This is a genomic window from Chitinophaga niabensis (assembly GCF_900129465.1).
Taxonomy (GTDB): Bacteria; Bacteroidota; Bacteroidia; order Chitinophagales; family Chitinophagaceae; genus Chitinophaga; species Chitinophaga niabensis.
In genome coordinates this window covers 579,255-606,216 of the sequence record NZ_FSRA01000001.1, presented here as the reverse complement: position 1 = coordinate 606,216, position 26,962 = coordinate 579,255, and the positions used below count along the sequence as shown (strand labels likewise).

Genomic DNA, 26,962 nt, shown 5'->3' with positions numbered 1-26,962 from the left:
TTTAAATAAAAAAAGCCCCGTTTTGCAACGGGGCTTTTTTTTTAATCTTTCAGTTTATTCAGATAGAAACTCAGCTTAAACAATAATTCGTCCTGCAACCCCGCTCTCACCTGCGCCTCTTCTTCTGTAATACCTAAGCGGCGTAAACGTTGATAGTATACATAAGAACCACCGATCAGTTCCAGGCATTCTTCGATCTTGTTCTTCACTTCTGCTTCTTTCGACTTTTTATCAAATTCCTTTTTGGACAGGATCCTGTCTACAAAGTAGAAAGCATCTTTATCCTCCGTCCACTTACCATCTTCCTTGTGCTGCGGTTTGTATACTTCCAGGTAGCAGTTATCCAGTTTCAGGGGTTCGCCGAATTCCGCTTTGATATCGATCACCATTGGTTTCTCAGCCGCCGGGTTAGCCATGCGTTTTTTGATGGCGCTGCTGATCTCTACACCTAACTCTCCGCTGCTCATCAGCAACTGGTTCAGTTCAGTGAATTCCAGCCCGATAGTAATGCGGGTATAACGGGTACCGCTCTTGATCTTACCAAACAGGGTAGGCATGGTTTTATCGTCGAACACAATGTCTTCCACCTGTACTTTGGAGATGGTCTTGTAATTGGGTTTGTACCCTTCTTCTGCAGGCGTCAGGCGTCTGTTCTGTGGTTTAGCCACTTCCTGGCGGCGCAGATGCGTTACAAAATCATCCACAAAGCTGAGCTGGTACTTCTTTAGTTTCGTATACAGCTCGTGCGTGGAATAGTTGTTGATCTTGCTTAACACCAGCAGATCGTCCCAACTGTTATGCTTCTGCACGCGTTTCAGTTCGTCCATCACTTCCTGTGCGGATACATTTCTGCGGTACAGCAACTCCCCTATCAGGAATACGGCATACTCGTGAGAGGGATACCCCAGCTCCGGCAGTACGTCAAACGGACTCCTTTTCTGATCGCGGCCTTGTGTTAATAGTTCGAGATCTGTCATAACGGGTGCTAATAAATACTTACGGGCTGCGGTACGCAATTTCTTGCTCACGTAATCTAACAGTTGATCATTTACCACACTGTGATTTACGAAATCGTGCAGTATTTGTACGAACCGTTTTGATACAGGCAAACCGAACTGGGTGAGGATATCTGTTTCCAGGACCTGCACCGTGTCCACATCTCCCCCTTTAGCCGTTTTTCTGGGCTTTTTCTCTTGCTTCTGATAATGCTGGTAATACTCCTGCAATTTTAATTTCAGCTGATCCATACGCATATTAAGTTGAATATCAATCTACTATATAATGTTTCGTTCATTCATAGACACAAAATAGCCCAGCACTTCGCATGCTGGGCTAGTAAGTTTCGGGTGAATTGCGAGAGGCAAAGATAACTCATTTTTTGTGGAAATCATGTGCATAACCACCCCTCTCTAACAGATTTCCAACCATCATATGTTAGGTATCTTAGCCTCAGCAACTTACCCTCGCCAAAAAAAACATTTATAAATGAAAAAGATTTTTGGTTACACATTTGGAATTTGAAACCGATTTCCCTTACCTTTGCAATCCGCAAAACACACATGGTGGTTGTAGCTCAGTTGGTTAGAGCATCAGATTGTGGTTCTGAGGGTCGGGGGTTCGAGACCCCTCAATCACCCATCTTAATAGAATGGTCTCTATGTAAATAGAGGCCATTTTTATTTAGCAAATGATTGATCTGAGTGTTAACTACTGTTAATACCTTTTACCCCTGATTAACTGCATTTCGTGGTTGATTTAACTCCCTTTATCAATATGTCTGTAAGGTGACCCGTTTTGCATCTATTTTTGTTGCTGCAAATACCTGTGTGAAGGTCAGATCAAAAAACAACGTCTAAATCTCGAGTCAAAAGAAAAAATCAAGATGAAAAAATTATACGCAGTGTTCATTGCATTGATGGTAATGCAATTGAACGTGGCTGCCCAGGCCCCACAAAATAGCGGAAGACCAGGTGCAGGTACAGGAGCGGGCCAACGCCCGGGTGGTGCAGGTGGTCCCGGAGGCCCGGGAGGTGGAGCAATGCCGCAGATAGGCCAGATCTATGGCAAACTTGTAGACGCTCAGACCAAACAAGCTGTTGAATACGCATCCGTTGCACTCCTTCGTGCAAAAGATTCCAGTGTGGTAACAGGTATGCTCAGTAAAGGAAACGGTGATTTTAACCTGGAAAATCTGCCCTTCGGCGCTTTCCTGGTCCGCATCAACTTTATGGGTTATAAAACCATATTCAAAAGGGTAACCGTTACGCCGCAAACCATGTCCCAGGACCTGGGTAATATCAAACTGGAAGCCAATGCCAAATCGTTGGAGGAAGTGAATGTTACCGGCCAGCGCAGCGCTTTCCAGATGAGCATTGATAAAAAGGTGTTCAATGTGGACCGTAACCTTACCAGCGTAGGCGGTACTGCCGCAGATGTGCTGAAAAGTGTGCCTTCCGTGAATGTGGACATTGATGGTAACGTGAAAGTGCGCAACTCCTCCCCTAATATCTTTGTGGATGGAAAGCCCAGCACGCTCTCCATTGACCAGATCCCTGCAGATGCTATCGAAAGCGTAGAACTTATTACCAATCCTTCCGCCAAATACGATGCCGAGGGCATGAGCGGCATCATTAACATTGTACTGAAAAAGAACAAGAAAGCCGGCTATAACGGTATGGTGATGGCCGGAATTGGCAACAACGACAAATACAACCTGGGTGGTAACGTGAACGTGCGCCAGGGTAAATGGAACGTGTCTGCCAATTACAACTTTAACGCTAACAGGAACTGGGGCAACGGAACCACAGACCGTACCAATTTTGCTGTGGCCGGTTCCCCGGATCAGAATTACATTAACCAGAACAGCGACAGCCGCCAGGGCGGGCAATTCCAGTTCGGCCGCTTTGGCCTGGATTATTTCCTGGATAACCGCAACACCCTCTCCCTGTCCCAAAACATCGTAGGTGGTAGTTTCAAGAACAGGGAAACACTGGCCAGTGTATACAGTGATGCAAACAAAGCCATCACCAACCGCAACAACCGTTATACGGACAGTAAGTTCGGTTTCAACAACTACACAACCACACTGGGTTTCAAACACCTCTTTGCAGAACCTAACAGGGAACTCACTGCAGATGTGTCCCTGAACCTCAGCAACAATAACCGCAGCGGCGGATTCATCACACAACCACTCAACCTGAGTGGCGACCCCGTTGGTAATCGTTTTGCACAAAGCAACAACAGCGATGGCAAAACTAATTTCTATTCCTTCCAGGCAGATTACGTAGACCCTGTTGGCAAAACCGGCAAATTTGAAACCGGTATCAAGGGAACCATGCGTTACTACAGCAGCGTGTACGATGTGTTCGATGCCACCAATGGCAACCCGGTAAGGATAGACAGTATTTCCAACGATTATAAATACGATGAGCAGATCTATGCTGCTTATGCGAACTATTCAAACACCATTCAGAACTTTGGCTACCAGGTAGGTTTACGTGCAGAGCAATATGTATATGCAGGAGAAATACCCAGTAAATCACTGAAGTATAAACCTACCAAACCAGTGCCGGGCCTGTTCCCCAGCGTATACTTATCGTACAAACTGAAAAAGGAACAGGAAGTACAGCTGAACTATTCCCGCCGCGTGAACCGTCCAAACTTCTTCCAGTTAATACCTTACCGCGATTTCACAGATCCGCTGAACCACCGGGAAGGTAATCCTGATCTGAAACCGGAGTATACGAACAGTCTTGAATTCTCTTATATGAAAACATGGAAGAAGCACAACTTCCTGGGTTCATTATACTATCGCAATACCAACAACCTGATCAGCACCATCAACGAACCCATTACACCGGGCAATGATACTTTGCTGACCACCTTCGTGAATGCGAACAAGAACTTCTCTTACGGTGCAGAGCTGACTATGAAGAATGAGATCATCACCGGCTGGTCCATCACCACCAATGTGAACCTCTATCAAACAGAGCTGCAGGTGAAGAACGCGAAAGAAAATTATACTAACCGCGGGTTCAGCTGGCTCGCAAAGATCAACTCTGAAACCAAGTTACCGGCTAACTTTACCTTCCAGGTAACGGCCAACTACCAGGCACCTACCATTACTGTTCCTTCAGGCGGCGGAGGCGGCGGTCGTGGTGGCGGAGGCGGCGGTGGCGGCTTCATGATGATCCCCACTTCTGCACAGGGTATGATCAAAGGATTAAGTGCGGTAGACCTTGCAGTACGGAAAGACTTCCTGAAGAACAAAGCAGCAAGCCTTACCCTCAGCCTGAGCGATGTATTCAATACCCGCCAGTTTGAGATGGACCAGGAATCGCCTTACTTCTCTCAGAACTTTATCCGTAAACGGGAATCACGCATCCTGAAACTGAACTTCAGTTACCGCTTCGGGAAGTTTGACGCTACTTTATTCAAACGAAAGAATAATAAGTCCAGCGCCGATGGTATGCAAATGGATACCGGCGGAGGCTTCTAAGATCAAATGGGCTGGCTAATTTAGCCAGCCTTTTTTTATCAAAAAACACATCTTTCCTGCCAAATAGAATATGGAATTCACGCTACATTTGAAAAAATGTATAGTATGAACATAGGACTGTTTGGCATAGGGCTGGAAGAATACTGGAACCAGTTCAGCGGATTACAGGAACGCCTGACCAATAACCTGCTCTATATCCAGCAAAGACTGGAGAAAACCCATCCACGTGTATTGAACCTCGGCCTTGTAGATAACACAGATAAAGCCTTTGAAGCCGGCACCAGGTTACGCACGGGAGATGTTGACCTCATCTTCATTTACGTGTCCACCTATGCCCTCTCTTCCACTGTGATGACGGTGCTCAGGAACCACCGCGCGCCGGTAGTACTTTTAAATCTCTCTCCCGGTAATGCCATCAATTATGATGCATTCAATAAAATGAACGACACCACGCAGATGACCGGTGAATGGCTGGCCTATTGCTCTGCCTGCCCCGTTCCGGAACTCGCCAATGTATTCAAAAGAACAGGTGTACGTTTTCACCAGGTCACCGGCGTACTGCAAAACGATGCGTGCTGGGAAGAGATCGGAGACTGGGTGGAAGCCGCAAAAGTAGCACATACCATGAACTACAACCGCCTTGGCTGCATGGGCCATTATTACAGCGGCATGATGGATATCTACAGTGATCTCACCCTCCAGTACAAATATTTCGGCGGGCATATGGAACTGCTGGAAGTAGATGAACTCTCTGCTCTCCGCAGAGAAGTGACCCATAAACAGGCAGAAGAAAGGATAAAGGAATTCTACCGGGAATTTGATATACAACCCAACTGCGACACGGAAGAGATCAGGAAAGCAGCCGTTACCAGCGTGGCGCTGGATGTATTAACCACCCGGTATAAACTGGGTTCAATGGCCTACTACTATAAAGGCACAGGTATCCCTGAAAACAAAGAGACCATTGCCACTATTATTGTGGGTAATTCCCTCTTAACTTCCAAAGGTATTCCTGTTGCAGGTGAGTATGAGATAAAGAATGCCCAGGCCATGAAGATCATGGACAGCTTTGGCTGCGGCGGATCCTTCTCTGAATATTATGCCGTAGATTATAATGATGATGTAGTACTGCTGGGGCATGATGGCCCTGCGCATATCAGGATCGCAGAAGGAAAGATCAAAGTGAAACCTTTAGGCGTGTATCATGGCAAGGTAGGCAACGGGCTTTCTGTTGAGATGTCTGTTAAACACGGCCCTGTTACTTTACTTTCTATCGTGGAAAACGATCGTAATGAATTATTTTTCCTGGTGGCAGAAGCGGAATCTGTAGCAGGGCCTATCCTGGAAATAGGCAATACCAATAGCCGTTACCGTTTCTCCTGCGGCGCGAAGGAATTCATTAACCGCTGGAACAGCCATGGCCCCGCGCATCACTGTGCAATAGGAACAGGGCATATGTATCATAAACTGGAAAAACTGGCGCATCTCCTGAACATGAACATTGTAAAGGTCTGCTAGTTATTTTTTGCAGGGGAAGGAAGGATGCCGCTAATCCGCGTAAAGGTCTGCTAGCTATTTTCTGCAGGGGAGGAAGGATGCCGCTAATCCGCTTTCTTCTGCTCCCGCCAGGCAGAAGGAGAAAGCCCGTTCTTTTTCTTAAAGAGCTTTGAAAAATAGAACACGGATTCAAAACCCGTCTGGTAAGCTATTTCATTCACAGAGAGATGCGTGGCATCCAGCAGGGTCATTGCTTTTTTCAGGCGCAGGTTCAGGTAATACTGGTTCGGCGATTCACCCGTTACCTGTTTGAACACTTTCCTGAATTTGGAATAACTCACCGGCAGGTCTTTGATGATATCTTCGATATTGTTGGATTCTTCAATGGCTTCCCGCATCAGGAACTTAGCTCTTACCACCAGGTTCTCATCCTGCCCCTTATGCTGCACATCATAGTACGTGCGGGTATGGATCCGCGCAAAGATCTCCATCAGCATGGCAGACATTACCTGCGGATAACCGGGCTGCGCCTGGTCTACCGCCATGAATAATTTCTGGAACAGGATCAGTACTTCTTCATCAATGCCCAGGTCTATCACAGGTTTATCTTCCTGGAAAAAACCTTTCCGCATCAATTGCTCCGGGTAATACCCTTTGAACCCGATCCAGTATTCCGTCCACCCGGAAGTTTCCAGCGGTTTGTAACGGTGCCAGGTACCGGGGTACAGCAGAAAGCAGGTACCGCCGTCTATATTCCGCAAAGGCACCTGCGAAGATTCAAATACGCCGTTGCCTGCCGTGATGTATACCAGCTGGAATTCCTTCAGCACGCGGCCGGACTTCCAGGTGAGTGAATAACTGGATGGATGCTCCTTGTTAACCGGATAGGTTTTGGCATCAGCAGGTTCTATCCGGGTAAAACCTGTGGTGGTGAGATATAATCCCCATCGTTCTTCTGCAGACGTGATCGTAAAATATTTCGAAAAGTTCTTCATGTGTACACGTGGATGATTAATGTCAAAAAGTACAAAAAATCTGGTAGTTTATATAAAAGAGATTGATCCGTTCCATCTAGCTTTATAGGTGTTGTACGATAAAAACAATATCTTGTTTACCATGAAAAAGATACAACTCATTTGCTGCCTCCTGTTCTTATCAGGCCTGGTTTCAGCACAGGTAAACAGGGAAGAATATCTCAAAGATATCAAATTAGAACTGGTAAAAGAATGGCCGAAGAACAGGACCATCAACCTGGTATTCCATGGTCACTCTGTTCCTTCCGGTTACTTCAGAACACCACAGGTGAACACGCTGGATGCATATCCCCAACTGGTGCTGAAAGCATTAAAGGCAAGTTACCCGCACGCAGTGATCAATGTGATCGTAACAGCTATCGGCGGCGAAAACAGTGTAAACGGAGAGAAACGTTTTGAGAAAGATGTACTCATCCATCAACCGGATGTATTGTTCATTGACTATGCCCTGAACGACAGAGGGCCGGGACTGGAAGCAGCCAAAGCAGCCTGGGAGAAAATGATCCGCGCGGCATTGGCCAAAGGCATCAAAGTGATCCTGCTTTCTCCTTCTGCAGACCTCTCTGAAGATATTCAAAGTGATGCTGCCCCGCTGGCAAAACATACAAAACAGATCAGGGAAATGGCAGATGCATTCAAGGTAGGTTTCTCTGACAGTTACAGCCAGTTCAAAGCCGTGCAGCCACTTAAAGATTACATGTCCCAGGGGAATCACCCTAATAAAGAAGGCCACGAACTGATCGCAAAAGAGATCGTCCGATGGTTTAAATAAAGTTTAAAAAACATACCCGACTATGCGAAAGCTTGCTACCACGTTCTACTGCATCTGTATGTTGATGATCATGCAGGGGAAAGCACAAACATTTACTCAACTGCAAAAACAATTCACTGCACCCGGCAGGGAATATGGCAGCGCACCTTTATGGGTATGGAACACAAAAATAACAAAGAAGGAAATAGACCTGATGCTGCAGGATTTTAAAGACAAAGCATTCGGCGGTGTAATGGTACATCCCCGCCCGGGACTCATCACTTCTTATCTCTCCAATGAATGGTTCGATCTTTTCCGGTACACTGTAGCCAAAGGCAAAGCCCTTGGGCTGGATGTATGGATCTATGACGAAAACTCCTACCCCTCTGGTTTTGCAGGAGGCCACGTTCCTGACCAGATGCCGGAATCCTATAACCAGGGGCAAATGCTGCAGATCACTAAAACAGATACCTTTCCAAAGGATACAAAATATCTCTTTGTTTGCGTACAGGAAGTGAACGGCAGCTTTAAAGATGTAACATCACAGATGCAGGAACTCAAAGGTAAAACCGGCAGGTTCTACCTGTTCCATAAAAGATACTACAGCAAATCCGGCTGGTACGGCGGCTTCAGTTATGTGGACCTGATGGTGAAAGGCGTAACAGAAAAGTTCCTGGAAGTAACCATGAAAGGATACGAGAAAGTAGCCGGCAACGAATTCGGTAAAACCGTAAAAGGACTTTTCTCCGATGAACCCGGCATACAGGCAGAATACCCCAACACCGTACGCTGGACGCCCGACCTGTTCAGCACCTTTCAGCAGAAGTGGGGATATGCCTTACAACCCAATCTCCCCTCTTTATTTGAAGAAGTGGGAGACTGGAAGAAAGTAAGACATAACTTCTATCAAACCCTGCTGGACCTCTTCATTGACCGCTGGTCCAAACCCATGCACAATTACATGGAAAAGCATAACATGCCCTGGACAGGTCACTACTGGGAACATGGCTGGCCTAATCCTGAACACGGCCCCGATAACATGGCCATGTATGCCTGGCATCAGCAACCGGGTATAGACATGCTGTTCAACCAATTCAATGAAACAAGCCCCGGCGCTCAGTTCGGCAACATCCGCTCTGTAAAGGAACTAGCCAGCGTAGCTAACCAGCTGAATAAAAAAAGGACACTGAGTGAAACCTATGGCGGCGGCGGCTGGGACCTTACCTACAAAGACCTGAAACGCCTGGGAGACTGGGAATATGTGCTGGGTGTGAATTTCCTCAACCAGCACCTTTCCTTTATGACCATCTCCGGCGCAAGGAAAGGAGATTACCCGCAATCCTTCTCTTATCATAATCCCTGGTGGCAACACTATGCAACACTGAATAATTATTACACCCGTTTGTCTTTTGCCTTATCACAAGGCCAGCAACGGAATGAGATACTCGTTATAGAACCCACCACCACTGCATGGTCCTACGCCATCCATGGCAAAAACCATCCGCACCTCGGGGAGATAGGCAATGCTTTCCAGGCCTTTGTAACCAAACTCGAAAAAGCACAGGTGGAATACGACCTGGGATCAGAATACATTATCAGGGAACATGGCAAAGCAGAGAACGGAAAATTTATAGTAGGGCAAAGGGCTTACAGCACCGTAGTGATCCCTCCCGGCATGGAAAATATAGACGGGCCTACTTACAAATTATTAAAAGCATATGCAGATCAGGGCGGCAGAATATTGCTGTACGAAAAACTGCAAACACTGGATGGCGCAGCCGGCAATGCACTGGATTTCGGGGAAGTACATCATTCCCTTGATACAAAGATCTTCCCCTCAAAAGATTTCAATATCAGCTTTTCCGGTGGCAATCTCTTTCATCACCGCAGGGCCTTTGCAGACGGTCAGCTGATCTTCCTGGCTAATTCCGGTATGGAAAGCACAGCCACAGGGCAATTGCAGCTGAAAGGAAAAGATGTGCTGCTGATGGACCTCTTCACAGGTAAGATATATGACTATCCTGCACAAAGTTCCGCCAGCGGCCTCAGGGTTGATTTCAATGTTCCCGCTGCCGGCAGTATGCTGCTGTTCGTTGCAGATAAACAGCAGGCAGGCTTCCCTGCATGGCCTGTTAAAGGAACGGCTGCCGCTGTGAATACCAACACCGCTGAAGCTGTACGCCCCGCCGCCAATACGCTCATGATCGATTTCGCAGATGTAGCATTTGGCGATACCCTGCTGAAGGAAAATCATGTGACCAATGCTACAGATGTGCTCTTCAAAAAATACAATTATACCAGCGGTAATCCCTGGAATCACGAAGTGCAATTTAAAGACAGGCTGGTAGCAAAAGATACTTTCACTACCCATACCGGGTATACCGCTACCTATCGTTTTGAGATAGAGGAGCACGTAGCTTTTAATAAGTTCACTGCCGTAATAGAACATCCTGAACTATGGAATAAGATCCTCGTGAACGGCAAAGCCATACAACCTGTGAAAGGGAAATGGTGGCTGGACAGGTCGTTCGGTGTATTGGAGATAGGTGCTTTACTGAAAACAGGGGAAAACACCCTCACGCTTTCGATTACCCCCATGAGCATTTATGCGGAGATAGAACCCGTGTATATCCTTGGAGACTTTAACCTGTCCGCAGCAGCGAAAGGTTTTAAGATTGTACCGCCGCAGCCATTGCAATTGGGCAGCTGGAAAGAACAGGGGCTTCCCTTATACGGGCAAAGCATCAGCTACAAAAAAGAATTATCAGTAGCTAATACCGGCCAGCAATATGAAGTGGTGCTGGGAGCATGGAAAGGTACCGTGGCTGAAGTAAAGGTGAATGGTATAAAAGCAGGTATTATATTTACGGATCCCAATGCATTGAACATCACAAAATATCTGAAGAAAGGAACAAACCAGTTGGAAGTGATTGTGACAGGTAGCTTTAAGAACCTGCTGGGACCACATCATAATAAGCCACAACCCGGGATAGCAAGTCCCTGGCATTGGCGGAACATCAAAGCATATCCTTCCGGTAAGGATTACGATCTATATGATTATGGCCTGATAGAAGATTTCAGGATCATACAATACAAATAAGTATGATAAAATATTTTCTGGCAGTCCTGGGCATGTTCCAGGCCTGCCATTTATTTGGTCAGGCTACAAACCTGCAATGCGAATACCGTAAGGAACCCTTAGGCATTACCTCTCCTGCTCCCCGTTTATCCTGGGAGCTTTCTTCCCCTGCACAGCAGGCATACCAGGTGTTTGTTTCAGACGATCCCGCCGTACGGGAAGGAAATATCTGGAATTCCGGTAAAGTACAGAGCAATGCTTCTATACAGATCGTATTCAAAGGCAAAAAATTAGACCCCGCAAAAGTATATTACTGGAAAGTAAAAACATGGGATGCCAAAGGAAAAGACGCAGGCTGGAGCAACGCCGCTTCCTGGCAGATGGGCCTCATGAACGGGGCAGACTGGCAGCAGGCAAAGTGGATAGGCTATGAAGCCATGCCCGATACCTCCCTGATCATACCAGCTGTGCATGGTGCAGGTAAAAAGGAATGGGGGCCGGGAAAAAGTATCCAGCCACTCCTTCGCAAAGAATTCAATATTTCAAAACCGCTCAAACGTGCCACCATGTTCATTTCAGGGCTGGGGCACTTTGATATGAGCCTGAACGGTGAAAAAATAGGCGATCATTTTCTTGATCCGGGTTGGACGCAATACAGTAAAGAGGCACTGTACATCACCTTCGATCTTACCACACAACTCAAACAGGGAAAGAATGCTTTAGGTGTTATGCTGGGCAATGGCTTCTATCATATTCCAAGAGAAAGATACCGAAAGCTGACAGGCTCATATGGTTATCCAAAAATGATCTGCAGAATGCTGTTGCAATATGAAGATGGCAGCACAGAAAATATAGTGAGCGGCACAGACTGGAAAGCAACACCGGGCCCTGTTACCTATTCCAGTATCTATGGAGGGGAAAGTTATGATGCACGCCTTGAAAAACAAGGATGGGACCTCCCGGGATTCAATGACAGCAACTGGAAGGCAGCAGTGGCCGTGGATGGACCTCCGCAGCTGATCAGCCAGATCATGGATCCGCTGAAAGTAACAGACATCCTGCCAACTAAAAAGATCACTCATCCTGCTGCTGATGTATGGATCTACGACGTAGCACAAAATGCATCCGGTATTCCACGCATTAAAGTGAAAGGCAAAAGCGGAGACCAGGTAAAGATCATACCCGGCGAATTGCTGGACGACAGCGGAAAGGTTACCCAGCAGGCTTCCGGTGGCCCAATGTATTACACCTATACCCTCAAAGGAACGGAAGCAGAAACCTGGCAGCCACAGTTCACTTATTACGGATACCGTTACCTGCAGATAGAAGGTGCTGTTCCTGCCAGTGAAAACAACCCATCCCAATTACCGGTGCTGCTGGCAGTAGATGGTTTGCACACCCGCCATGCAGCAACTTCCGCAGGAGATTTCAGTTGCTCCAGCGAATTGTTCAATAATATCTATCACCTCATAGACTGGGCTATCCGCAGTAACCTGGCGAGTGTATTAACAGATTGCCCGCACCGCGAAAAACTCGGATGGCTGGAAGAAGTACACCTGATGGGAAATTCTATCCGGTATAATTACCAGGTGCCTGCATTGCTGAATAAGATAACAAATGATATGCGCGGCGCGCAAACTGCAGATGGTCTTGTGCCGGACATTGCTCCGGAATATGTAGAATTCCATGGCGGGTTCCGTAATTCCGCGGAATGGGGCAGCGCTTCCGTATTAGTGCCATGGGACCTGTACCGCTGGTACGGAGATAAGCGGGCGCTGGAAGAGAACTACAGCATGATGGCGCGCTACCTGGAATTCCTGGGGAAAAATGCAGCAAAAGATTCCCTGAAACGCGGCCTCGGCGATTGGTTCGACATTGGGCCCAAAGGCGTGGGCGAATCACAGAATACCCCTATTGCATTGACCGCATTCGCTACCTATTATCACGACCTGCAGGTGATGATAGCCACGGCAAAAGTATTGGGCAAACAACAGGATGTAGAGAAGTATGAACAGATCAGTGCCGTTGTTAAAAAGTATTTTAACGATACCTGGCTGGATAAAACCACCGGACAATATGCCACCGGCAGCCAAACGTCCAACACCATGGCATTGTATATGGACCTTGTACCATCTGCACAGAAAGAAAAAGTACTGCAGCATATCATCAATGATATCGTTAAAAGAGATAACAGTTTAACCACCGGTGAAATAGGATTTGGTTACCTGCTGCGTTTGTTGAACAATGCCAACCGCTCAGACCTGATCTATGCCATGAATAACCGCAAAGATGTACCGGGTTATGGATTTCAGTTAGCGAATGGGGCTACTGCGCTTACTGAATCCTGGCAGGCATACCGTTTTGTTTCCAACAACCACCTGATGCTCGGGCACCTCATGGAGTGGTTCTACAGCGGCCTTGCAGGAATAGGCCAGGAACCCGGCAGCATTGCATTTAAAAAGATATTGATACGCCCGCAACCTGTTGGTGATATCACATTTGCTAAAGCAAGTTATCATTGCCCTTATGGCCTCATAAAAAGCGAATGGCATAAGGATGGTCATACTTTTGACCTGCAGGTGCAAATTCCCCCTAACACCACCGCAACCATCCATTTACCTGCTACCGGGAAAGGAAAGGTGGTGGGAGACAATGCATTACGGTTCATAAAGAAGGAAAATGGCGTACTGATCTATGAAGCGGGGTCCGGTCATCACCAGCTTTCCGTGCAGTAGATTAACAAAAAAAATTACATATATAAATTATTTGCAGATGAATAATTTTAATAATATAAATATATAGATTTAGATATATGTATATCAATTCACTATGATATCTGTTAGATAAAATCTCCTTCCAAACAATGTCATCCTTTTGACAGCTAAGTTGCATAACTGGAAACCGCCTGAAGGCCTTCATAATATTTCGCTGTTAACGCCCGTTCTGTTGCAGTTATCTATTCGTTTTTTTTTGATATTTGCATGAATAGATTTTTGAATACCATATCCGGATAGTTTTTTATTAGTGCTATACCAGCATCTTTATTTTTTGACGCATAACTATTTAGAAAAACCATGAGAAAAGACCGAATTAATTTACCAAGCATGTTGCTTTTAGCAATTACACTTACACTGACATTTACCAATTGTAGCAAGACGAGTTCTATTGAAGAAGTAAGGAACGAAACAGGTACCCCGGAAAAACCACCACCACCGGTAGATCCAAACGCCAAACAGTACACCCTTGTACCTGACAAAGAAGGCAGACTGGTAATAGATAATAAGGATGGCCTTTATCAACCCGGAGATATCCTTAACCTGAAAGGAACTTTCTATGCGGTTATATTTTACAACCTGAGTGGAAGTGCAAGTAAACCAATTGTAGTGCGTAATGCACCCGGCACCGTGGTTAAAATAGGAAACCCCGCCTGGGATGGCGGTTCCTGGTCCACGGCCCTGAGCTTTGTGAACTCTCATTACGTAAAAGTAGGAGGTTCAACCGCTGATGAATTTGTTATCAACGGTTCTACCAAAGCCAGCCGCAACGCATACTTCAATCTTTCCTTAAGTGAGCATTCCGATAATTTTGATATTGGCTTCATTACCATCATCAATGGAGGTACAGGTATCTGGGCAAAAACAGATCCTGTAAAAAATGATGCCAGCACACATTATCCGAATAGCTATATGGAAAACCTCGCCATCCATGATGTGTCTATCACAGGTACTTACAACGAAGCAATGTACATCGGCCACACTGCCACTTACTGGAACCTGAGCACCAATCAGTCTGTTTACGAGCTGGCTCCCGGACAGGTACCAGGCGGAGACCTGGTACAGCCCATTAAATGGCGTAAGGTGAAGATCTATAATAACAAAGTGAAAGACATTGGGGCGGATGGTATCCAAACCGCAGCGATCGATCAGCTGGAAGTATCCAACAACGATGTTACCAACTGGGGCCTGCAGCACAATCCATCCCATAGCGGCGGATTGCTGATCGGCGGAAGGGTAACAGCCTCTAATGTGCACGACAATGTGGTACACGATGGCTGGGGCGATCTCTGCCAGTTCTTTGGATCAGGAGAAACCGGCGCACAGCATACTATCACCAATAACCTTTTCCGTGATAACACTGCAAACGATGGTGTAACCTTCCGTGGAACAGACGATGCCGTGATCAAATTCACCAACAATACCGTAGCCCGTCCTTTTGGTGTGGCATTACGCATCAACGGCCTCCTGGGTCAGAAAGCCAAACAGCTTATCAGCGCCAACGCATTCATTCAACCCCGCACCGGCGGTGGTGTGGTGGATGACCGTGCTTATATCTATACAGAAAATGGCGGGCAGGTAACGGAAGGAACAGGTACAAACATCAACACTAAATTCCCCACTATCGCAGCAGCGGGTGTGGATGTGAATAATTACTTTCAGCCATTACCCGGCTCAGCATTATTGAGTACAGGGTTCAGGTTAAAAGCTTTTTAAAAATAAAAAGGGCTGTCTTGATGAAGACAGCCCTTTTTTATGTTTAGCCTTTTTTTCCCGTTAGCATGGGAACAAAAGAAAAATCATCAAATACTTCTTCCTGGAATTCATCCTCTCCTGTTTTGGTGATGCGCAGCATCCTTTGTATGTCCTGTGCGCCTACAGGGATCACCATCTTCCCTCCCACTTTTAACTGTTTCAATAACTTCTCCGGAATAGCCGGCGCCGCCGCTGTTACCAATATCTTATCGAAAGGTGCATAGGTAGGTAATCCTTCATATCCATCCCCATAAAAGAACTTAATGGTAGGATACTTTGATTTGTAAGGGAATGTTTTTACAAGATCAAAAAGTTTCTTTTGTCTTTCAATAGTGTACAGGTTCACTTTCAGCTCTCCCAGTACACATGCCTGGTAAGCGCTGCCCGTGCCGATCTCCAGCACCTTTTCAAATGGTTTAACGTCTAACAACTGGGTTTGATACGCTACCGTGTAGGGCTGTGAAATAGTTTGCCCTTCTCCGATGGGAAAAGCCCTGTCTTCATAGGCAATTCCCTCAAAAGCTGTATCCAGGAAGTAATGCCTTGGGATGTTGTTAATGGCCGCCAATACGTTTTCGTCCGTAATTCCTTTCTGCCTGATGTTGTCTACCAATTGTTTGCGTAATCCTTTTTGCTTATAATTATCTTCGTACCGCCTCATGGGCGCAAAAATAGAAGTTTTTCGATCATTGCAAAACAGTTTGATAGATGGCATTTTACGATCTGTCCAAAGAAGAAAGGGCCGCATTGGTCCGGCAAATGGAAGCCGTAATAGAAAAGGCGGTGCAAACCAGCCAATTACAATCGCTGTTGTTATACGCGGCAGACGAGGATACCTATATCCGCAAAAATGCCTACCAGGCATTGGGCAAAATATACCACACCCAACCTGCGGCAGTATTGCAGGCCATTACAACCCTCGCACAACATCCGGATGCCAAAGTAAGGCAAACAGCCATTAATGCTGCCGGAGAGATAGGCCGGCATGATTTTGGCGCGGTCAGCGCCTACATGGACCAGGGCCTCACAGATGCGCACCATAGTGTGCGCAATGCAGTGATCGGCTCTGTAAAGAAGATGGGAGAAAAGAACCCGGTACCGGTATTAGCATGGGCCAAAGGATACCTGCAGCATCCGGATAAAGAGATCCGCAGGGAAATATGCCACGGCATTGAGCTAAGAGGGCGTACACATCCGCAGGACATCCTCCCCCTTCTAAAAACCCTGCAGTTCGACAAAACGGCCCGTGTCAGGAATACCCTGGTACATGTGCTGGGGCAGATAGCCTATAAGAAAGGCTGTCTTGAAACGGTGACGGCAGACCTCAAGACCTGGGAGAACACCGAACTGGTAAGGGCTGCGCTGGATGAAATAGCAGATGTACATGAACGTTACAAGGATTTTGCCGTTAAAACCCAGGAAGAGGCCATTGCTTATATGGCTAAACATTTCGGGGATATTTAAATTTCTCATTATTTTACACCAGCAATTGATCATTAGTGGCTTGTAAACAGTAAATTGAATCATGGACGCAAACATTTTAAGCAAAGTAGAGCAATGGCTCAATGGCGGTTTCGATGAAGAAACAGTAGCCACCATCCTCAAACTCCAGAAAGAAAACCCGGACGAACTCACCGATGCATTTTATCGAAACCTCGAATTCGGCACTGGCGGCCTCCGCGGCATAATGGGCGTAGGTACCAACCGGATGAATAAATATACTGTGGGCATGGCCACCCAGGGCTTCGCCAATTACCTGAAAAACTCCTTTACCGGGGAAATTAAGATGGCTATTGCACACGACAGCCGCAATAACAGCCGCTTCTTTGCTGAAGTGACGGCCAATGTAATGGCGGCCAATGGCATCAAAGTATATCTCTTTGAAGCCCTCCGCCCCACACCGGAGCTGTCCTTCGCCATCCGCCATCTCAAATGCCAGGCAGGCGTAGTGCTCACCGCTTCCCACAACCCCCGTGAATACAACGGTTATAAAGCTTACTGGGATGATGGCGCGCAACTTGTACCACCGCATGACAAGAACGTGATCGCGGAAGTGGATAAGATCGCCAGCATCGGCGATGTGAAATGGACTGGCTGGTCTGAGAACATCCATCCTATCGGAAAAGAAATAGACGAAGCCTATATGCAAATGCTGAAAGGCCTCAGCGTATATCCTGAAGTGATCGCAGCACAACACGATCTTAAGATCGTGTACACGCCTATCCATGGTACAGGCATTACCCTGGTGCCGGAAGTGCTGCAACGTTTCGGCTTCACCAATGTGCATGTGGTGGAAGAACAATCCAAACCGGATGGCAACTTCCCTACCGTAGTATACCCTAACCCCGAGGAATCAGAAGCCATGAGCATCGGTCTTAAGAAAGCCGCCGCACTGAATGCAGACATCCTCCTGGGAACGGACCCTGATTCTGATCGTGTAGGGATTGCCGTTAAAGACCATACCGGCAAATGGATCTTACTGAATGGTAACCAAACCGCCGTACTGCTCTTCAACTACATCGTGGAAGGCCGCAAACGTAAAGGTTTGACACAGCCCAGCGATTATATCTGTAAAACCATCGTAACATCAGACCTGATAGATGTATTTGCTGCCAGCAACGAGATAAAGTGTTATAACACACTCACCGGTTTCAAATGGATCGCAGACCTCATCCATCAGAAAGAAGGAAAAGAAACCTTCATTTGCGGCGGAGAAGAATCTTATGGTTATATGATCGGTGATAATGTACGCGATAAAGATGCCATTGCTTCTGTTGCCATGATCTGCGAGATGGCAGCCTATGCAAAGAACGAAGGCAGAAGCCTCTTTGAACAACTGATCGATATCTATGTACGCTACGGCTTCTACAAAGAGTCCCTCATCTCCATCACAAAGAAAGGTATGAAAGGCGCAGAAGAGATAGCAGAGATGATGACTGCCTACCGGAACAACCCGCCTGTTATCATCAACGGCCAGCCTGTAGTGAAATTGTTCGACTACCAGTTACAACACGTAACAAACCTGAGCTCAGGAGAAAAAACACCGCTCGATCTGCCCAGATCCAATGTATTACAATTCCTGCTGGCAGACGGCAGCCGTATATCCGCCCGCCCTTCCGGCACGGAACCCAAGATCAAATTCTACTTCAGCGTGCATGAAAACCTGGAAAGCGTGGCAGACCTGGAAAGAGTAGAACAGGTCCTGGATAGTAAAGTAACCAACATTATTCACGACATGAAACTTGGATGAGGGGTGATGCCTTAAAAAGAATGCATATCCTGTTGCAGAACATTGGCCGTTGTGTTGGCCTGTTGGCTATCCTTCTTTTTATTTCTCTTAAAGTTTCTTCACAACATCATACATTCTTTCAGAACCCGGACACTGTCGTTAAAGGCAGGGTCTGGGCGCTGGGAGCAGGCAGTGCCATAGCATACGGCGGATCTTTACTGGTATTGAACCAATACTGGTATAAGGATTACGCCAAACGTAATTTCCATACCATCAATGATGCCGGCGAATGGCTGCAGATGGATAAGTTCGGACATGTATATACCACTTACCTGTTTTCAAAATACAGCCGTGAGTTATGGCGATGGAGCGGATTACCCCGCAAACAGCAGATCTGGATCGGAGGATTGAGTGGCTTTGCCTATCAATCCGTAATAGAGTTGCTGGATGCGCATTCCACACACTGGGGATTTTCCTGGAGCGATATGGGCGCCAATGCTATAGGTTCTGCTGCTATGATCAGCCAGGAGCTGATATGGAATGAACCCCGCTTTCAATTGAAGTTTTCTTCTTTTCCCATTCACTATCGCGATCCCGTATTAAAAGCCCGCGCCGTGAACCAGTTCGGTGAACGGTTTACAGAACGCACTTTAAAGGATTATAACGCACAAACTTATTGGTTATCCGTAAACCCATGGTCTTTTGCCAAAGAAAGTAATTTCCCGAAATGGCTGAACATTGCCATAGGTTATGGCGCAGAAGGCCTGTATGATGCCAAAACAAACGACTGGACGGATGAACAGGGAGTGATGTATGATTACACGCATATCCGCCGTACACGGCAGTTCTATCTTTCTCCGGATATTGATCTTACAAAGATAGCTACCAGGCGAAAAGGGGTGAAAGTATTGTTCCAGGTATTGAATATGATAAAAATACCCGCACCTGCATTGGAGATCAATGGCGCAGGGAAGTTAAAAGTACATGCTTTGTATTTTTAAACGAGGTATGCAGAATGGATCGCTTCTCCTTCCACATCCACCATTACCATATCCTGTAAAGTAGTAGACAGGCTGTAACCCACAAAATCCACAGACAAAGGAAAAGATTTATGACGGCGGTCTACCAGTACAGCCGTTTGTATCTTCTTGGGAAAGAATTGCAGAAAAGGTTTCAATGCATACAACATGGTTTTACCGGAATTGGCCACATCATCGATCAGCACGATCACTTTATCTGTAAAATCCAGTTCATGAGAAAGCGTCACTTCTGCCGGATGTTGCTTGTCCAGCTTTATTTCCACCACTTCGATCTTAAAAGGAGCGATCGCTTTTAAATGCGCCGCGATCTTATTGGTGAGGATGGTTCCACGGTCCCAGATACCCGCCAGTATAATGGAAGGCTCGTCATAATTATGCTCATATATTTCATACGCGATCCGTTCTATTTTCTTTTCAATAACTTCCTGCGTCAGGATTACGTTCTTATTTTCCATATAGTGGGTTTGTGCAGCCGTAAAAATACATAAATTGCGATAACAACCGGTCAAATCAAGGATATGCAAATTGTTTACCAGGTCCTCTTTCTCATCGCATTGAGCGTAGCCACCTATTTGTTCTCCCGCAGAGCATTGGGTATCAGGCGTAACATCCTGCTGGGAAGAGATGTAGCACTTAACGACCAGCCTGCAGCCCGCTGGAAAAATCTTTTTTTACTGGCCTTTGGACAGAAAAAGATGTTCCGCAACCCCCTCGTGGCGGTATTGCACTTTTTTGTGTATGCAGGTTTCCTGATCATTAATATTGAGATCCTGGAGATCATTATAGACGGGCTGGCAGGCACACATCGTATATTCGCCCCCGTTCTTGGGTCACTGTACGGGGTGCTGATCGGCTGTTTTGAGATACTGGCCGTACTGGTAGCTGTTTCCTGCGCCATCTTTTTGGTACGCCGTAATATCATCAAACTGAAACGCTTCATCAGTAAAGACCTTAATGGCTGGCCCCGCTCTGATGCCAACTATATCCTTATTACAGAGATCGTGCTGATGGTATTGTTCCTCACGATGAACACTGCGGACCTGGTATTGCAAAGCCGGGGCGCGGAACATTATATACAAACACAGCCTTTCTGGGTTACCAGCCAGTTTACCCCGCTCCTTTCCGGCCTGTCAGACAGTGCGCTGATAACGATAGAAAGAGGTGCCTGGTGGCTCCACATCCTGGGTGTACTGGCCTTTTTGAACTACCTGCCTTTTTCCAAACACCTCCATATCATCCTGGCCTTCCCGAATGCTTATTATGCAGACCTGCGGCCTAAAGGAAAGATGGAAAATATGCCGGAGATCCAGCAGGAAGTACTTTACGCCATGCAACCGGAACTGGCGCCCACCACTCCTTCAGAAACAGTGCCCAAATTCGGGGCGAAAGATATACAGGACCTTACCTGGAAGAACCTGCTGGACGCATATGCCTGCACAGAATGCGGCCGTTGCTCCGCAGCCTGCCCTGCCACACAAACAGGCAAGGCGCTCTCTCCCCGGCTGATCATGATGAAAACGCGGGACAGGGCGGAAGAAGTAGGCAGGGGTAACGCTGAAGGCAAAACCCTGCTCCGGGATTATATCACCGAAGAAGAATTACGCGCCTGCACCACCTGCAATGCCTGCGTAATGGAATGCCCGGTGAGCATCAATCCCCTACACATCATCCTCCAAATGCGCAGGCACCTGGTGATGGAAGAATCCAGCGCACCACAGGAATGGAATATGATGTTTTCCAATATCGAGAATAATATGGCGCCCTGGAAATTCAGTCCGGATGACCGTGACGCCTGGATACAATAATCATACACCCAAGCAAAAAAGAAAGAAATGCAGATAAAAACAATGGCCGAATATTTTGCCAATGGTGAAACGCCTGAAGTGCTTTTTTGGGTGGGATGCGCCGGTAGCTTTGACCAGCGGGCACAGAAGATCACCCGGGCATTTGCAGAGATCCTTACAAAAACAGGGATACAGTTTGCCATACTGGGTAAGGAAGAAGCCTGCACCGGCGACCCCGCCAGGCGGGCCGGGAACGAATTCCTCTTCCAGATGATGGCCTACAACAATATCCAGGTGCTGAACAACTATGGCGTAAAAACCATCGTTACCGCCTGCCCCCACTGCTTCAATACCTTCAAAAATGAATACCCCCAGCTGGGTGGCACCTACGAGGTGATCCATCATGCCACCTATTTACAGCAGCTGATAGATGGCGGCCGCATCAAAATGAAAGAAGGCGGCACTTTCAAGGGCAAAAAGATCACTTATCATGACTCCTGCTACTTGGGGAGGGCAAATGGGATCTACGAGGCACCAAGACAAGTTTTAGAAAGCCTTGATGCAGAATTGGTGGAAATGAAAAGGTGCAGAAGCAAGGGGCTTTGCTGTGGTGCCGGAGGTGCCCAGATGTTCAAGGAAGAGGAAAAAGGGAGTACCCGGATCAACTTTGAAAGAGGCCATGAGGCTGTATCTACCGGTGCTTCCGTGATCGCCTCCAACTGCCCTTTTTGCATGACGATGTTAACCGATGGGGTCAAAGAAGCAGGTAAAGAAGAGGAAGTAAAAGTGCTGGATATCGCGGAAATGATCGCACAAAACATGCAATAACCTTAACTTTGTACCATGAACACCGATATCAAACATATTTTACCAAACGACTTCGCCCCTGCTTCCAGGGTTTGGATATACCAAAGTAACCGCCCGTTTTCAGAAAGAGAGGCCGAAGAGATAGAAGAACAGCTGCATCAGTTTGCAGTGCAATGGAATTCCCACGGAGTACCCGTAAAAGGCTGGGGCCGCCTGTTATTTGACCAGGTGATAGTGCTGATGGCAGACGAAACCACTTCCGAAGTGAGCGGATGCAGTACAGACAGTTCCGTACGGATCATTAAAAGCATAGAAAAACAGTATTCCGTGAACCTTTTTGACCGCCTGCTGCTGGGTTTCCTGGTGAAGGATAAGCTGCAGTTACTGCCGATGAACCAGGTGGGTTATGCACTGGAAAAAGGGTTTATTACCACAGATACGCTTTATCTCAATAATACCGTGCTAACGAAGCAGGAGCTGGAAGATCATTGGCTGGTGCCGTTGAAGGAGAGCTGGCTGATGGCGAAATTGGCCAAAACAGCGTAAACTATTTAAAGCGGCTAAAAGCCGCTTTTTTATTGAAGTCAAGGGCCAGTTTCACCCAGTGATCAAGCGCAGCCTTTGTTTCCAGGTTGTTTTCGTTTACATGCACATAACCTTTATACTTCCGCCCTCCCATGATCACTGTTTCGCATCCTTCTTCCCGGTGATCAGGATCAATCCTGCACATGATCCTGTCTTTACCCGCTGTCAGGCACATTTTACCATTCACCATAAAGGCTAAGCCACCAAACATCTTTTTCTCTTCCACTTTACCGATCCCCGCTAATGCCCGCCGGAGCCTGTCCGCCAGCTTTTCACTGTAAGCCATTATTTGGGTGTGTTTTTGTCAAAAGTAAGGGTATCAAAGAAAATGGTGAGTGAATCCAGTTTGCCATCCTTTGCTGTCCAGATCTCTGATACATCGCCGTTAATGGTTTCACCATTTGGGAATTTAAAATCGTAATTCCCTATTACGCTGGCCTTTTCGCCCTCCACGATCATTTGTTTTACGCGCATGGACTGAAACACGCGGGAAAACCTTTTGATCACCTCTATATAAGCAGCTTTTCCTGTGAGGGGCGTTTGGGAAATGCCGCCTCCCGTGTATTTAAAATCATCGGAAATAACTGATTCCCAGCCTTGTTTTTGGGCGAAACCTTTATAATAGGTTTCCAGCAATTGCTTTGTGGTTTCCATTTTTCTGATTTTAAGGATTAGGAATTTTACAATAGTTGTTGCATTTTGCAAGAACTAAGATAGAAAGTTATTTCAATTTGCAAGTACTTTTAACATTTTTTATATGGAAAAGACCAGGTCGGATTGCCCCATCAGTTGTTCCCTGGACGTTTTCGGGGATAAATGGTCACTGCTGATCATCAGGGATATTATGCTGAGGGGGAAATTGTCCTACAGCGAATTCCTGCAATCGGAGGAGAAGATAGCGAGCAACATCCTTGTGAACAGGCTGAGTGTGCTGGAGGCGGAAGGGATCCTTATTAAAAGCGTATCACCTGCTAATAGGTCGAAGTTCATTTACAGCCTTACGGAGAAAGGCATTGACCTGTTGCCGATCGTTATTGAGATCATGGACTGGGGGGCGAAGTATAATGCGAATTGTCCGAGGAAAGAGCTGGGGAAGAAAATTAAGAAGGATAAGGCGGGGGCCATTAAGGAATATTATCAGAAGTTAAGGAAGGGAGTGTAACCATACGGGATACATTTGTATATTTGTCAACATTAGCGGGAATAGCTCATTTGGTAGAGCGGCAGCTTCCCAAGCTGTAGGTGGCCGGTTCGAGCCCGGTTTCCCGCTCTTTTGCAAAGCAGGTAATGGCACATTACCTGCTTTTTTGTTAATCCTCACATTGCAACTGATTGCAATTGTTAACCTCTCAAAATCTTGATCTATATCAAGATTCCCCGCTCACAACTGGCATAGTTTTAATGTTTTTGGCTGAAACAATTTTTATTCACTTTAAAAACACTATTACATTATGTCTAAAAACACAGGACTATTAAGAATGACTGGTAAGATCGGCGAGTACGTCGGGTATTACCGGAACGGGAAGCAATATTTCCGGACAATGCCTAAACAGGTACGCAGGAGTAAAGCTACCCAGCTCTCTGCTATTGACTTCGGAACGGCCAGCAAAGCTGGTAAACTGATCCGGCAGGGATTACGGGCGGAACTGAACATCCGTCATGATGATGGCATGATCAACCGGTTGAATGCTGATATGCTCCGCGTACTGTACGCAGGCTCTAAGCAAAGAGGCAGCAGGCGCTTTCAGCGGAACAAGTTATCCATGTTAACGGGTATGCGGTTCAACGAAAGAACAGAACTGAGCCACCTCCTTTCCTTCAGCCCCAAAGTGGTACAGGACCGTAATAGCCTTCGCATTACCATTCCTGCTCTTGGCGCGAACAACATTCGCCATGCCCGCAACACCACGCACATAGAGATCAAAGTGATCGCCCTTGGCGTGAACTTTAACGAAGGTGCCTGCCAGGAAGCGGCATCAGACAAAGTATTGATCGATTTCAGCAAACCAGCTGCCGCAGCAGAATTGGTACTGCCCTTTAATGCAGGTGATGAAGAAACCATCGTAGTACTGCAGGTAAGAGCATTCAGCGAAGAGGGTGGAAAGCTTTATGCATTAGGGAACCGCAAGTATTTTGCAGCGGATATCATCGATATCGTTCCTTCCCTGCCGGCAACATCAACAGATATCATCTATTATGATCAGCCGGAATTAAAGCCCGTTACGCAACTTCCTGAAGCCGTTCATTACGTGCAGCTGGAATAGCATCCAATGAGGCGGGTGAAAAGAAATAACGCGAAGCGATCCCTTCCGCCGGGAGAACTATATTCACCAAAGAAAATTTACCTTGATCTTATACAATAGCAATGAAAATACAACCTGCTTTTGCCCATTTCTGCATCTTTTCTGAGGCGCTGTCTCTAAAATGCACCGTTTGCACCCCTGAACTCCTGTTACAACCTCCGCTCCTGATACCATCAGCCTCCGATCAGCATCATCTCCACTGATATCGTATCTTCCTTCCCGCTAACCCCTATCTGCCCTGTCTTTATGCTTCAGGCTAATCCCAGGGTCCAGTGCTGGTCATCATCTTCTGGTTAAATATGACCAGATACCCTTAGAACAATAAGTAGGGAAAAATTGTACATTTATCTCAACACCTAAAACCCTGGCAATGAACATAGGAAGAAGATACACTTTCAGAGAGTTTGTATACTGGACAAGGAGACATATCTACAAACTCTTCTTTCTGGCCCTGATCCCAACCATACTCTACCACCTTGGCCTCACTTTCTTATCCATTACCTGGGTACCCGTAGCACTCTTAGGTACAGCGGTATCCTTCATTGTTGGTTTTAAGAATAACACCAGTTATTCCCGGTTATGGGAAGCAAGGATCATTTATGGCAGCATTGTTAACAGCAGCAGGGCCTTCGCCGTTATGGTCAGGGATTTTGTAAAAAATGAAGAAGATATTAAAACCATTTTTCACAGGCATTTTGCCTGGCTTACGGCGCTTCGTTATCAATTAAGGGAGCCAAGGGCATGGGAGAATATGGAAAGCCCGGAAAACGTGGAATATGCCACCCTCTACAGCGTTCCTGAAAAGCAGGCCACTATGGAAGAAGAGTTAAGGAAATACCTGCCGGATGAAGAACTTCACTACATTCTCGCTAAAAAGAACAAAGCAACACAGCTGATGGCCATGCAATCCAGGCATATCAATAATTTAAGGCTAACGGAGTTACAGATGATGCAATTACAAAGTTCTGTAACGGCTTTCTATGACTGCCAGGGAAGAGCGGAAAGAATTAAGAACTTCCCTTATCCCCGTCACTTTTCTTCTATTGCCAGTTACCTGTTATACTTCTTTGTGTTACTTGTACCCTTTGGTTTGCTGAATGAATTTCAGAAGCTGGGAAACGGTACGATGATAGAAGGATATTCCATCTGGCTGAACATCCCGTTCTCACTATTACTGTCCTGGGTATTTGTTGCATTGGACGTAGTAGGAGAAAGTTCCAACAACCCTTTTGAAGGCAGCGCTAACGATGTACCCATCAGCAATATTTCCCGGACCATAGAAATAGATATGCGGGATATGCTGGACGAAGCAGACCTTCCCTCTCCCACCACCGCACAAAACAACATCTTAATGTAATGCTGGCGAAAAAAGAAAGAAAAACTAAAACCTGTTCAGCAGTATTTTTAATGAGTGCAATGGTGATCAGGAAACGGGGGCGTTCTGTTCTGTGAGGAGATTTGAGGTACCTGATCTTAACACAGGTGTGAATACAAATGTAATGGAAGAATTTTTCGCTTAGACATATTTCATCCTGCGCAATGAAGAATAATATTTTTATTGATGATGCATCATTGGAAAAACAAGAATCCGTATTTTTGCATTCAATAAAAACCATTGTTTATGTTTCATTATATGACTACAAATGAATTTCACCAACAGATTGAAGACGGCTTATTAGAACAAAGGAAAAAAATAGAATCATCAAAGGAGTACGCAGCTGCATTAATAGATTTTTTAGGTATCAGACACCTGCTTGTACCAATGACTGAAGAAGAGATAAAAGCTGCAGAAGAAGATAAAGCAGCAAAGAAAGGAATTGAATAAA

General features: G+C 46.3%; 22 protein-coding genes and 2 tRNA genes. 18 read left to right on the top strand and 6 right to left on the bottom strand.

What is annotated here, in order from left to right:
• Positions 1-41: 41 nt before the first annotated feature.
• A complete protein-coding gene (locus tag BUR42_RS02455) occupies positions 42-1,247 on the bottom strand; it encodes a hypothetical protein (protein WP_143197308.1) in 1,206 nt (401 codons plus the stop codon).
• A gap of 315 nt (positions 1,248-1,562) precedes the next feature.
• Between BUR42_RS02455 and BUR42_RS02450 the strand changes: the two genes are divergently transcribed.
• From BUR42_RS02450 to BUR42_RS02440, 3 genes are all read left to right on the top strand, one after another.
• Positions 1,563-1,636 (top strand) — tRNA-His (locus BUR42_RS02450).
• Between the two features lie 246 nt (positions 1,637-1,882).
• A complete protein-coding gene (locus tag BUR42_RS02445; RefSeq protein WP_084185305.1) occupies positions 1,883-4,498 on the top strand; it encodes a TonB-dependent receptor in 2,616 nt (871 codons plus the stop codon).
• Positions 4,499-4,603: 105 nt separating this feature from the next.
• On the top strand, positions 4,604-6,016 hold the full coding sequence (locus tag BUR42_RS02440; protein WP_234979595.1) for an arabinose isomerase: 1,413 nt from the start codon (positions 4,604-4,606) through the stop codon (positions 6,014-6,016).
• 83 nt (positions 6,017-6,099) lie between these two features.
• Here the strand turns inward: BUR42_RS02440 and BUR42_RS02435 are convergent, their stop codons facing one another.
• Complete coding sequence (locus BUR42_RS02435; RefSeq protein WP_074237579.1) at positions 6,100-6,990, bottom strand: AraC family transcriptional regulator; 891 nt, start codon at positions 6,988-6,990, stop codon at positions 6,100-6,102.
• 121 nt (positions 6,991-7,111) lie between these two features.
• Here BUR42_RS02435 and BUR42_RS02430 point away from each other — a divergent pair, with 121 nt between their 5' ends.
• From BUR42_RS02430 to BUR42_RS02415, 4 genes are all read left to right on the top strand, one after another.
• Positions 7,112-7,801 carry an SGNH/GDSL hydrolase family protein gene (locus BUR42_RS02430; RefSeq protein ID WP_074240394.1) on the top strand — a complete coding sequence of 230 codons (690 nt, stop codon included), beginning with the start codon at positions 7,112-7,114 and terminating at the stop codon, positions 7,799-7,801.
• Positions 7,802-7,823: 22 nt separating this feature from the next.
• Entirely contained in the window at positions 7,824-10,880 is a 3,057-nt protein-coding gene (locus tag BUR42_RS02425; RefSeq protein ID WP_074237578.1) for a glycosyl hydrolase, read from the top strand.
• 2 nt (positions 10,881-10,882) lie between these two features.
• On the top strand, positions 10,883-13,594 hold the full coding sequence (locus tag BUR42_RS02420) for a family 78 glycoside hydrolase catalytic domain (RefSeq protein WP_074237576.1): 2,712 nt from the start codon (positions 10,883-10,885) through the stop codon (positions 13,592-13,594).
• 369 nt (positions 13,595-13,963) lie between these two features.
• A complete protein-coding gene (locus BUR42_RS02415; RefSeq protein ID WP_234979594.1) occupies positions 13,964-15,349 on the top strand; it encodes a right-handed parallel beta-helix repeat-containing protein in 1,386 nt (461 codons plus the stop codon).
• Between the two features lie 43 nt (positions 15,350-15,392).
• Here BUR42_RS02415 and BUR42_RS02410 read toward each other — a convergent pair whose 3' ends face one another.
• Positions 15,393-16,049 carry a protein-L-isoaspartate(D-aspartate) O-methyltransferase gene (locus tag BUR42_RS02410; protein ID WP_074237574.1) on the bottom strand — a complete coding sequence of 219 codons (657 nt, stop codon included), beginning with the start codon at positions 16,047-16,049 and terminating at the stop codon, positions 15,393-15,395.
• Positions 16,050-16,096: 47 nt separating this feature from the next.
• On the opposite strand from BUR42_RS02410, the gene BUR42_RS02405 reads away from it, so the two are divergent.
• The 3 genes from BUR42_RS02405 to BUR42_RS02395 all read left to right on the top strand — a co-directional run bounded on the left by BUR42_RS02405 (position 16,097) and on the right by BUR42_RS02395 (position 19,618).
• Positions 16,097-16,852 (top strand): HEAT repeat domain-containing protein, encoded by a 756-nt coding sequence (locus BUR42_RS02405; RefSeq protein ID WP_074237573.1) that lies wholly within the window; start codon positions 16,097-16,099, stop codon positions 16,850-16,852.
• 61 nt (positions 16,853-16,913) lie between these two features.
• A complete protein-coding gene (locus BUR42_RS02400) occupies positions 16,914-18,638 on the top strand; it encodes a phospho-sugar mutase (protein ID WP_074237571.1) in 1,725 nt (574 codons plus the stop codon).
• A 20-nt stretch (positions 18,639-18,658) separates the two neighbouring features.
• Positions 18,659-19,618: a DUF2279 domain-containing protein gene (locus BUR42_RS02395; RefSeq protein WP_074240393.1), complete on the top strand. Its 960-nt coding sequence runs from the start codon at positions 18,659-18,661 to the stop codon at positions 19,616-19,618.
• Here BUR42_RS02395 and BUR42_RS02390 read toward each other — a convergent pair.
• Positions 19,615-20,112 carry a phosphoribosyltransferase family protein gene (locus BUR42_RS02390; RefSeq protein WP_074237569.1) on the bottom strand — a complete coding sequence of 166 codons (498 nt, stop codon included), beginning with the start codon at positions 20,110-20,112 and terminating at the stop codon, positions 19,615-19,617. The genes BUR42_RS02395 and BUR42_RS02390 overlap by 4 nt on opposite strands.
• Positions 20,113-20,175: 63 nt before the next feature.
• On the opposite strand from BUR42_RS02390, the gene BUR42_RS02385 reads away from it, so the two are divergent.
• The 3 genes from BUR42_RS02385 to BUR42_RS02375 are packed head-to-tail and all read left to right on the top strand — an operon-like array spanning position 20,176 to position 22,794.
• On the top strand, positions 20,176-21,462 hold the full coding sequence (locus BUR42_RS02385) for a 4Fe-4S dicluster domain-containing protein (RefSeq protein WP_074237567.1): 1,287 nt from the start codon (positions 20,176-20,178) through the stop codon (positions 21,460-21,462).
• A 27-nt stretch (positions 21,463-21,489) separates the two neighbouring features.
• A complete protein-coding gene (locus BUR42_RS02380) occupies positions 21,490-22,269 on the top strand; it encodes a (Fe-S)-binding protein (protein ID WP_074237566.1) in 780 nt (259 codons plus the stop codon).
• 15 nt (positions 22,270-22,284) lie between these two features.
• Positions 22,285-22,794, top strand: coding sequence for a hypothetical protein (locus tag BUR42_RS02375; RefSeq protein ID WP_074237565.1), 510 nt, complete (start codon positions 22,285-22,287; stop codon positions 22,792-22,794).
• A 1-nt stretch (position 22,795) separates the two neighbouring features.
• Here the strand turns inward: BUR42_RS02375 and BUR42_RS02370 are convergent, their stop codons facing one another.
• Entirely contained in the window at positions 22,796-23,119 is a 324-nt protein-coding gene (locus BUR42_RS02370) for a TfoX/Sxy family protein (RefSeq protein WP_074237563.1), read from the bottom strand.
• Positions 23,119-23,487 carry a nuclear transport factor 2 family protein gene (locus BUR42_RS02365; protein WP_074237562.1) on the bottom strand — a complete coding sequence of 123 codons (369 nt, stop codon included), beginning with the start codon at positions 23,485-23,487 and terminating at the stop codon, positions 23,119-23,121. The genes BUR42_RS02370 and BUR42_RS02365 overlap by 1 nt, the downstream gene beginning before the upstream one ends.
• Positions 23,488-23,590: 103 nt before the next feature.
• On the opposite strand from BUR42_RS02365, the gene BUR42_RS02360 reads away from it, so the two are divergent.
• The 5 genes from BUR42_RS02360 to BUR42_RS02340 all read left to right on the top strand — a co-directional run bounded on the left by BUR42_RS02360 (position 23,591) and on the right by BUR42_RS02340 (position 26,961).
• Positions 23,591-23,995 (top strand): winged helix-turn-helix transcriptional regulator, encoded by a 405-nt coding sequence (locus BUR42_RS02360; RefSeq protein WP_074237560.1) that lies wholly within the window; start codon positions 23,591-23,593, stop codon positions 23,993-23,995.
• A gap of 35 nt (positions 23,996-24,030) precedes the next feature.
• Positions 24,031-24,103 (top strand) — tRNA-Gly (locus BUR42_RS02355).
• A 181-nt stretch (positions 24,104-24,284) separates the two neighbouring features.
• Entirely contained in the window at positions 24,285-25,097 is an 813-nt protein-coding gene (locus BUR42_RS02350; RefSeq protein ID WP_143197307.1) for a hypothetical protein, read from the top strand.
• 409 nt (positions 25,098-25,506) lie between these two features.
• Positions 25,507-26,493, top strand: coding sequence for a bestrophin family protein (locus BUR42_RS02345; protein ID WP_074237557.1), 987 nt, complete (start codon positions 25,507-25,509; stop codon positions 26,491-26,493).
• A gap of 276 nt (positions 26,494-26,769) precedes the next feature.
• Entirely contained in the window at positions 26,770-26,961 is a 192-nt protein-coding gene (locus tag BUR42_RS02340) for a hypothetical protein (RefSeq protein ID WP_074237556.1), read from the top strand.
• Position 26,962: the final 1 nt, after the last annotated feature.

What these genes read in the sequence shown, in the direction of transcription:
- BUR42_RS02455 (WP_143197308.1), bottom strand. Translation starts at nt 1,247, where the DNA reads ATGGATCAGCTGAAATTAAAATTGCAGGAGTATTACCAGCATTATCAG.
- BUR42_RS02445 (WP_084185305.1), top strand. Translation starts at nt 1,883, where the DNA reads ATGAAAAAATTATACGCAGTGTTCATTGCATTGATGGTAATGCAATTG.
- BUR42_RS02440 (WP_234979595.1), top strand. Translation starts at nt 4,604, where the DNA reads ATGAACATAGGACTGTTTGGCATAGGGCTGGAAGAATACTGGAACCAG.
- BUR42_RS02435 (WP_074237579.1), bottom strand. Translation starts at nt 6,990, where the DNA reads ATGAAGAACTTTTCGAAATATTTTACGATCACGTCTGCAGAAGAACGA.
- BUR42_RS02430 (WP_074240394.1), top strand. Translation starts at nt 7,112, where the DNA reads ATGAAAAAGATACAACTCATTTGCTGCCTCCTGTTCTTATCAGGCCTG.
- BUR42_RS02425 (WP_074237578.1), top strand. Translation starts at nt 7,824, where the DNA reads ATGCGAAAGCTTGCTACCACGTTCTACTGCATCTGTATGTTGATGATC.
- BUR42_RS02420 (WP_074237576.1), top strand. Translation starts at nt 10,883, where the DNA reads ATGATAAAATATTTTCTGGCAGTCCTGGGCATGTTCCAGGCCTGCCAT.
- BUR42_RS02415 (WP_234979594.1), top strand. Translation starts at nt 13,964, where the DNA reads ATGTTGCTTTTAGCAATTACACTTACACTGACATTTACCAATTGTAGC.
- BUR42_RS02410 (WP_074237574.1), bottom strand. Translation starts at nt 16,049, where the DNA reads ATGAGGCGGTACGAAGATAATTATAAGCAAAAAGGATTACGCAAACAA.
- BUR42_RS02405 (WP_074237573.1), top strand. Translation starts at nt 16,097, where the DNA reads ATGGCATTTTACGATCTGTCCAAAGAAGAAAGGGCCGCATTGGTCCGG.
- BUR42_RS02400 (WP_074237571.1), top strand. Translation starts at nt 16,914, where the DNA reads ATGGACGCAAACATTTTAAGCAAAGTAGAGCAATGGCTCAATGGCGGT.
- BUR42_RS02395 (WP_074240393.1), top strand. Translation starts at nt 18,659, where the DNA reads ATGCATATCCTGTTGCAGAACATTGGCCGTTGTGTTGGCCTGTTGGCT.
- BUR42_RS02390 (WP_074237569.1), bottom strand. Translation starts at nt 20,112, where the DNA reads ATGGAAAATAAGAACGTAATCCTGACGCAGGAAGTTATTGAAAAGAAA.
- BUR42_RS02385 (WP_074237567.1), top strand. Translation starts at nt 20,176, where the DNA reads ATGCAAATTGTTTACCAGGTCCTCTTTCTCATCGCATTGAGCGTAGCC.
- BUR42_RS02380 (WP_074237566.1), top strand. Translation starts at nt 21,490, where the DNA reads ATGCAGATAAAAACAATGGCCGAATATTTTGCCAATGGTGAAACGCCT.
- BUR42_RS02375 (WP_074237565.1), top strand. Translation starts at nt 22,285, where the DNA reads ATGAACACCGATATCAAACATATTTTACCAAACGACTTCGCCCCTGCT.
- BUR42_RS02370 (WP_074237563.1), bottom strand. Translation starts at nt 23,119, where the DNA reads ATGGCTTACAGTGAAAAGCTGGCGGACAGGCTCCGGCGGGCATTAGCG.
- BUR42_RS02365 (WP_074237562.1), bottom strand. Translation starts at nt 23,487, where the DNA reads ATGGAAACCACAAAGCAATTGCTGGAAACCTATTATAAAGGTTTCGCC.
- BUR42_RS02360 (WP_074237560.1), top strand. Translation starts at nt 23,591, where the DNA reads ATGGAAAAGACCAGGTCGGATTGCCCCATCAGTTGTTCCCTGGACGTT.
- BUR42_RS02350 (WP_143197307.1), top strand. Translation starts at nt 24,285, where the DNA reads ATGTCTAAAAACACAGGACTATTAAGAATGACTGGTAAGATCGGCGAG.
- BUR42_RS02345 (WP_074237557.1), top strand. Translation starts at nt 25,507, where the DNA reads ATGAACATAGGAAGAAGATACACTTTCAGAGAGTTTGTATACTGGACA.
- BUR42_RS02340 (WP_074237556.1), top strand. Translation starts at nt 26,770, where the DNA reads ATGACTACAAATGAATTTCACCAACAGATTGAAGACGGCTTATTAGAA.